Genomic DNA, 7,405 nt, shown 5'->3' with positions numbered 1-7,405 from the left:
GGCTATATTGTTCACTGTAAAAGATGCATGACTGTCACTTAACGTGGCGCTTTGCTGTACACTGGTTGCAGAAGGACTTACAGATGCCGTGTAGTTATCTGTTGCACCTATTCTTTTCAATGTAACGCCATTTATCTTGAGCGATGTGAGGGTTGCATTTGCTGCACCGGTTTTGCTGACAGCTATAGTGTAAGTACGCGTGGTAATGCCRTCTTCGGCTGTTACAACAATGACAATATTGGTCGTAACTCCTGCATCGAGCTGCACTGTATTGACTATGYCYGATGTCCCGGCTATATTGTTCACTGTAAAAGATGCATGACTGTCACTTAACGTGGCGCTTTGCTGTACACTGGTTGCAGAAGGCGTTACAGATGCCGTGTAGTTATCTGTTGCACCTATTCTTTTCAATGTAACGCCACTTATCTTGAACGATGCGAGGTTTGCATTTGCTGCACCGGTTTTGCTGACAGTTATAGTGTAGGTACGCGTGGTAATGCCATCCTGCGCGGCAACCACGGTAGTTATTACATTATCACCATCATTTAACGGTATATCCATTGTTCCGGTCACCCCATCCGGCGCTGCACCGTTTACCAGCAAAGTAGCGTTAGGATCATTAGAAAATGGAGAAAGCGTAATACTGCTTACAGTATTACTTACTGTAGCAGTATAGCTGGTTTTACCGGGCGCAAATACAGGGCTTATCGTTCCGGTATTTATGCCCAGGCTGGCTAATGTTGCATCAGTGGATGCTGCAGCCCTGTTAACCGTTATCGTGTAGGTTTTGGTTGTGCTGCCATCTTCGGCAGTTACTACAACAGATATAGCATTATCACCCTGGTTTAAAGCCACACTCAAACCAGCTCCCGAAACAACGGCCAGCCCTCCTACCGTAACTACCGCGTTTGCATTGGTAGTGGCCGGAGTTATGTTAACTGAACCTGTTGCATAATTTACGCCCACCGTGTAGGTATCTGTACCGTTGCTAAACACCGGGCTAAGGGTACCAGTACTCAGACGCAGGCCGGCAAGAGTTGCATCGGCAGACGGAACTGCCCTGGTTATAGTTACTGTATATGTTTTGGTAGTACTGCCATCCTGCGAGGTTATGTTTGTGGTTACTACGTTAGCGCCCGCATTTAACTGTATTAATACTGATGGTGTACTGGCATTAATAGTGGTTGTATTACCTCCATTGGTTACGGTAATAATAGCGTTAGCTTCGGCCGTTGCCGGGGTAAAGTTGACGGAAGATACATTGCCCGCAACCGAAGCCATGTAATTTACCGTGTTTCGGGAAAATGCAGGCGAAATAACGCCGCTGCTCAAAATAATATTACCAAGGAAAGCCTGGTTTGCCGACGGACGGAGGACATTTAAAGCATAGCTTGTAAAGTTCACGCCATCGGGAGCTGTTACCCTAACAGTGATGCGTTGGTTGCCTACAAACAAAGCACTGTTAGTGTACGATGGAGTTGAAGCATCAATGGTTTGTCCGCCGGCATTTACGCTAACACCTGCTGCCGAAGCCACCGGCGTAACAGTAATAGCGTTATCACTACTGGCTACAACTACTGTATAACTTGTTGTGCCCGGTGAAAACGCGGGTGCAAGAGTGCCTTTATCTACCATTAACGAACTGAGCGTAACATCGGTAAATGGCAGCCTTATGGCATGTACTGTATAATATTGTGTATTAGAGTTATCTGCCGCAGTTATGGCTATGGTAAATACATTATCGCCAACGGCTAATGGTAGGTTGTCTAATGAGCCGCTTGTTAAAGCATAGCCGTTCACTGTAATAACCGTACCTCCCGGGTCTGAGGCGTTAGGAATTAGCCTTATAGCCGTTACATTATTAGGAATAGTAGCAGTAAGGTTATTAGCGGTTTGGTTAATGATAGCCGAATACCCCGCGTTACCGGAAAGGATAATATTAATCAAACTGGCATCTGATGAATAGGCCCGGTTGATGGTGATATTGTAGGTATTGTTCCCCCCGCCAAAAGATAATACGTTTACCGGGATTACATTGGCGCCGCCCTGTAAGGCTACAAACCTTGATGTTCCTTTGGCTACGAACACTCCGCCCACCCTTAGTTCGGCATGGTCATCCTGTGCCACAGGCGCAATTGTGATGCCGGTTACGCTTGGATTACTAATGACCATTGTATAGTCATTAGTTGCAGGATCAAATACAGGGATCAGCGGCGTTATTGTCCCGTTGATGTTCATTGTTAAGCTTTGCAGCAAATTATTTGTCGAGAAATTCCTTGTTACATTTACGGTGTAGGTTTTTTGGGTTAGGCCATCGCCGGCGGTAACTACTATCACCATAGGTTCAACTGCCGAAAAGTATTGGAGCGTGATGGCGTTACCATTGGTAGTATTTAAAGCCGTCCCATTGATGGTTATCGTCGAGCCATCGTTTGTAGCTATTGGTTTTAGGGTAAAGGCAGCTACATCACTTGTTACCGTAGTGTTGTAGGTATAAGTACCGCTATCGAAAGGCACATCAAGCCCCGAAATGGTGGTCATTATACCTAGACCGGCCAATGTTGCATCAGTCGATGTCGCCCTGGTTACGGTTATATTGTAGGCTCTTGGTGTTCCATTTTGTGCCGTTACGGTTACTGGTATCTGGTTATCACCTATAGCAAGTGCGCTGGTAAAAGCCGCTCCGGATGGGGCTGGCAAACCATCATGAGATCCGTAAGCAGTGGCATCAAAGGTGGGTGTAATATCGATGGATTTGGTTGCATTGCTCACCTGCACGGTATAGTTAAGGGTAGCGTTGTCAAAAGCCGGACTAAGCGAACCTGCACTCACCGCCAGGCTGTTCAGCAGGTTATTTGATGAGAAGGCGCGGTTAATAACCATGCCATAGTAATTTTGCGTAGTACCGTCTTGCGCGGTTACTATTAAATTGTATACATTATCGCCCAAATTAAGCGGCAGTGTAACCGGTGTACCTGACGTTGCAGGATTGCCGTTGACTGTTATAGTGGCATTGGGTTCATGAATTACTGCGGTAACATCAAAACTGGTTACCGTATTAGCTACGTTTGACCGGTATACATTGTATGCATCCGGTGTGGGCGTACCTGTGCTGATGTTAAAGCTATTTAATGTTGCATCTGACGAAGGCAGGCGGGTTACTGTAACAGTATACGGGTTAGTGGTGGTACCATCCTGCGCGGTTACGTTTACCGGGATAACATTGGGGCCAACATTTAAAGAGATACTGCCCGATGATGTACCGGATGTTACCTGGTTACCATTAACCGTCACCCCGGCGTTAGCATCTGATAACGTAGGCGTTAAGGTTAATGAAGTAATACCTGTTGCGACCGTTGCGGTATAATTATTAGTGCCCGACGCAAACGAGGGTGATAAACTCCCCTGGCTGATAGCTAAACTGCTCAGGTTGCCATTGGTTGATAAGAATATAGAAAACGCCGAGGCATTTGAAGCATCCTGAACAATATTATAATTGGCCGAGCTTAAACCTGCGCCATCAATAGCATATGTGCCAACCGGTGTACTTGTTGTTGCAGTTGTGTTAAAGCTAAGCGTACCGGTAGTAGCCGATGCCTGGGTATCGCCGTTTAAAAAGCCGGTTATTGTACCTGTTACCGATGGGTTGGCCGTATTAAATGCCCGGCTTGCCGGCGTGGCCACGTAACTCAATGTATTTTTAGTGATGGTTAAGGCCGTATTGTTAGCTACGACAGCTGTTATGTTATAGTTGGTTGCTGATACACCGCTTAGCGTTATAGGATAACTGCCAACGCTGCTGGTTATACCGGCAGTTGTGTTATAAACCGCGGTACCGGTCAAAGCAGTTGCGGCAGTTTCGTTGTTTACGAAGCCGGTAATGGTGCCACTTAATGTAGGGTTAGTTTCACCGTAACGTTTGGTGGCCGCCTGCGCCGCAAATGTTAAATTGGCCTTGGTTACGGTAAACGCGGTGGTGTTGGATGATGATGCAGAAAACGTGTAATTGAGCGCATCGAGGCCGCTTACTGTAATGGGATAAGCGCCAACCGGACTACTAACGGTGGCAGTGGTAGCGTACGACAAAGAATTAAGTACCTGGTCAATCGTCTGACCGTTTGCCATACCGGTAAACACCACATTCAAGGCCGGGTTTGCCGCACCGTAAACCTTGGTTGCCGGTTGCGCGGTATAGGTAATAACAATTTTATTAAGCGTTAATGCCGTGTTATTTGCCGTAGCCTGTGCAAAGCTGTAATTGGCCGAGCTAAGCCCATTCCCGTTAATCCCATACTGGATAACCGTTGTGTTATTGGTAGTTACAGGAGATGTAGCATGGGCTGCCGAAGTAAAAACCATAGTACCGGTTGTAGCGGTTGCCTGGGTATCGCCGTTCACAAAGCCGGATATGGAGCCTGTAAAGGTTGGGTTGGCTACTCCATAATCGCGTGATGCAGCATCAGCGGTATAGGTTAATACTGCTTTGTTTATAGTTAGTTGCTGGCTTACATTTGGTGCAACAAGATAAGTGGTGTTACCGGCCTGTGCCGCCGTTATGTTCACCGTGCCAGTTCCTACTATATGTACCAGGCCCGTGCTTGATACCGTAGCTACATTATTATTATCGCTGGTATAGGTTACTGCCAGTGTGCTGCCGGATACCGCGCCCAAGGTAAAGTCTGCATCGCCGTAGGTTTTCGCGGTTAGTGCGTTGAACGTAATGGTTTGCGGGCTTTTATCTTTTGTAATAGTGGTTGTATAGGTTTTTGATGTTGTGCCATCCTGGGCGGTAACCAGTGTAGTAATGGTGTTGCTGCCGGGGTTAAGGTTTATTGCGCCTGTGGCCGAACCCGAGGTGACTGCTATGTTGTTTACTTTTATAGTGGCATGAGACTCTTCTATCGTGGGGGTTACTGTTATCGTTGTTTTATCATAAGTGACGTTGGCTGTATAGCTTGTTGTGCCACTTGCGAAAGTTGGGCTTAATGTGACTGAACCGATGCTAAATGCAGATAGGTTGGCATTATTGGAGGTGGTGGAAACACTAACTACATCACTATAAGCCGTACCTGCACTGCTTGTGGCATATGCCCTGACATTGTACGTGGTTGAGGAGCTAAGCCCTGTAACACTTGAAGTAAACAAACCGTTGCCCGTACCACCTGATACCTGCGTAACACCTCCGCCGCCAATTTCCGGCATAGCTGCACTGCTGCTGTAAACGATACCGCGCGCTGTAACGGCCACATCGCTCAGCTTAACAGTATCAGTCACATTTACCGACGAGGCCGTTATACTGCCAAATATAGGTTTACTTAATACTGCACGTTGCGGAACAGCTATAAAGTTAACCGCCGCCACATTGGGATAAGTTGAAATATTAGTGACTAATGTAATCGCACCTGTAGTAAGATCTATAGACGTAACCTTTCTATCGGCCGGCGCCGCACCGGCACCATCATAAACATATGCCCGGTTATTGCCGGCATCCATGGCAAAGGCATTTTCCGCTGCACCAATTGATCCCACTACTTTAGTATTAGTAACAAGATCCGGCGTTAAACTCCAGATGGCATCATCCGGCTTATTTGTTTTGTACGATCCGTCACTGGTAATATAATAAACCAAATTGGTTTGCGCATCATATTCTAAGCCGTAAGCTGCAAGCGTTATCACGAAACTTATTTTGGCCCCCGTTTTGACATTAACGGCATAAATTTTCCTGTTGGTTCCGTATGAATCATAGATAAATACCCTATCGTGTGGAATATCGATGGCTAAATATGTAGGGCCGGGCGTAATCGAGCCCATCACCAGTGTTCCGGCGTTGTCGGTAGGTAATACTTTATAAAGTGCATCAGTTGCCTCAAGTACATTATTTGAACTTGCACCTGCCGTTATATAATATATATAACCACTTGTCGCATCATACCGCAGGCCAGCTATCTTGTCCGGTACCGGTATTGATTTAATTACCGCCTTAGTAGTTAAATTAATAACTTTAATGCTATAGCCTGTAGGTGCATACCCTTCACTTACAAATGCCCGGTTGTTTGGCAAATCGAGTGCTAAAAAAAGTGGTGTAGGACTAATGGAGCCTAAAATACTTGAAGCATTACTGCCATTATAATCCATCTTAAAAAGAGCATCATTAGCGGTTGTGGTAGCACCGCTACCATCGTTAAAAGTATAATATACCTGAGCCTGGCTGCGGCCTGCTATTGATGCCAAAAGCAAAAATAAAGCAAAAAAATATCGGCTATAACGCCCAAAATTCCTGTTAAGAAGTAAAAATTTTTTCATAATAAGTTATTAATATTGTTATAGCTATCTGGTAAAATTGTTATTGATTCTTCCATGCCTCTTGCAATTCACTTTATAAGCAGTTCTATTGTCGACAATAACAGAATTCACTTTAATAACTATACGCAACCCACTCTGATACATTAATAAAAGACATTGATAGATGATAGCCGATACTACACAACCCCTGTCTTAAAATAAGTCAGGGGTTGTATTTACTTTAGATTCCCTCTTCAATACATGGTATTAAAATCCGGTACAAATCATTACCACTATGGTCTTGGAGGGTAAATGCCTTCCAATGCAATGATGTAAGTAACCGCAAGCACTGGTTGTATTACACTAAAAGGTCGACTATCGCCAGACGGTTGGATCATTTTAGGACTCATTTGCTGATTAGGATCAGCTGAAGAATAAGAACTGTAAAGCGTACCTGGTCCGGGGTCAATTGTTGAAGCCGGGACTCCTGCAGACGGTTGTATTAAGTCGCCGCCGCCCGAGAACGCGTTTACAACGTGACTATGTGCCGGCATTTGTGCAGGAGTTAGTGTCACATTTTCACTGCCGTTTCTCTGACCGAGGTAATAACCGGATGTATAGCCAGTACTGGCGCCTGCACTTACCGGGGCGCGGCCGCGCAAATCGGGCACGGCAAAGTTACTTGCGCCATCACCGCCATAATAGGTTTGGATAATCGAAAATAATTTATCCCACTGATCAATTCTTAGTAAACTGCCGTCGCAAAGCGCCCAGCCACGGGGGGCAAAATCGCCTGCAAACATTCTGATCTCGCCAATGTAAGGTTCCATAATAATAAGTTTTAGAGTTTAAATTAATAAGTTAGTTTTAGGGTATGATTTAGTTTATTTTGGTTTAATCGGTTGGTAAATATATGTCATTATATCAATTGAAAAATTTCATCTGTAGTTAATGTTCAAAACCAATTGCCATGAACATCAGCTTAATTATCAATATTTTATAATAATATACCATTGGTTAATTTAATTACAAATTCCAGTTAGTTATCACTATAACAAAGCATTATTATTACTGCCAGGTTATATTAAACAAGTATTAATACATGTAACAAAACCGTTACTTC

The 7,405-nt window shown here is 44.9% G+C and carries 2 protein-coding genes; both read right to left on the bottom strand.

Going from position 1 to position 7,405, the window contains the following annotated elements; all coding sequences use genetic code 11:
* A partial coding sequence (locus AC1DO4_RS25740; RefSeq protein WP_477420636.1) for a beta strand repeat-containing protein occupies window positions 1-6,303 on the bottom strand: 6,303 nt, incomplete at its 3' end.
* A 272-nt stretch (window positions 6,304-6,575) separates the two neighbouring features.
* A complete protein-coding gene (locus AC1DO4_RS25735; RefSeq protein ID WP_477420635.1) occupies window positions 6,576-7,112 on the bottom strand; it encodes a phage tail protein in 537 nt (178 codons plus the stop codon).
* Window positions 7,113-7,405: the final 293 nt, after the last annotated feature.

This window comes from Mucilaginibacter sp. P5_A6 (genome assembly GCF_056400585.1).
The sequence above is the reverse complement of the archived record's forward strand: the minus strand, read 5'-3'. Positions and strand labels throughout refer to the sequence as shown.

Excerpts from the sequence above, each read along its gene's own strand:
- AC1DO4_RS25735 (WP_477420635.1), bottom strand. The coding sequence starts at position 7,112 with ATGGAACCTTACATTGGCGAGATCAGAATGTTTGCAGGCGATTTTGCC.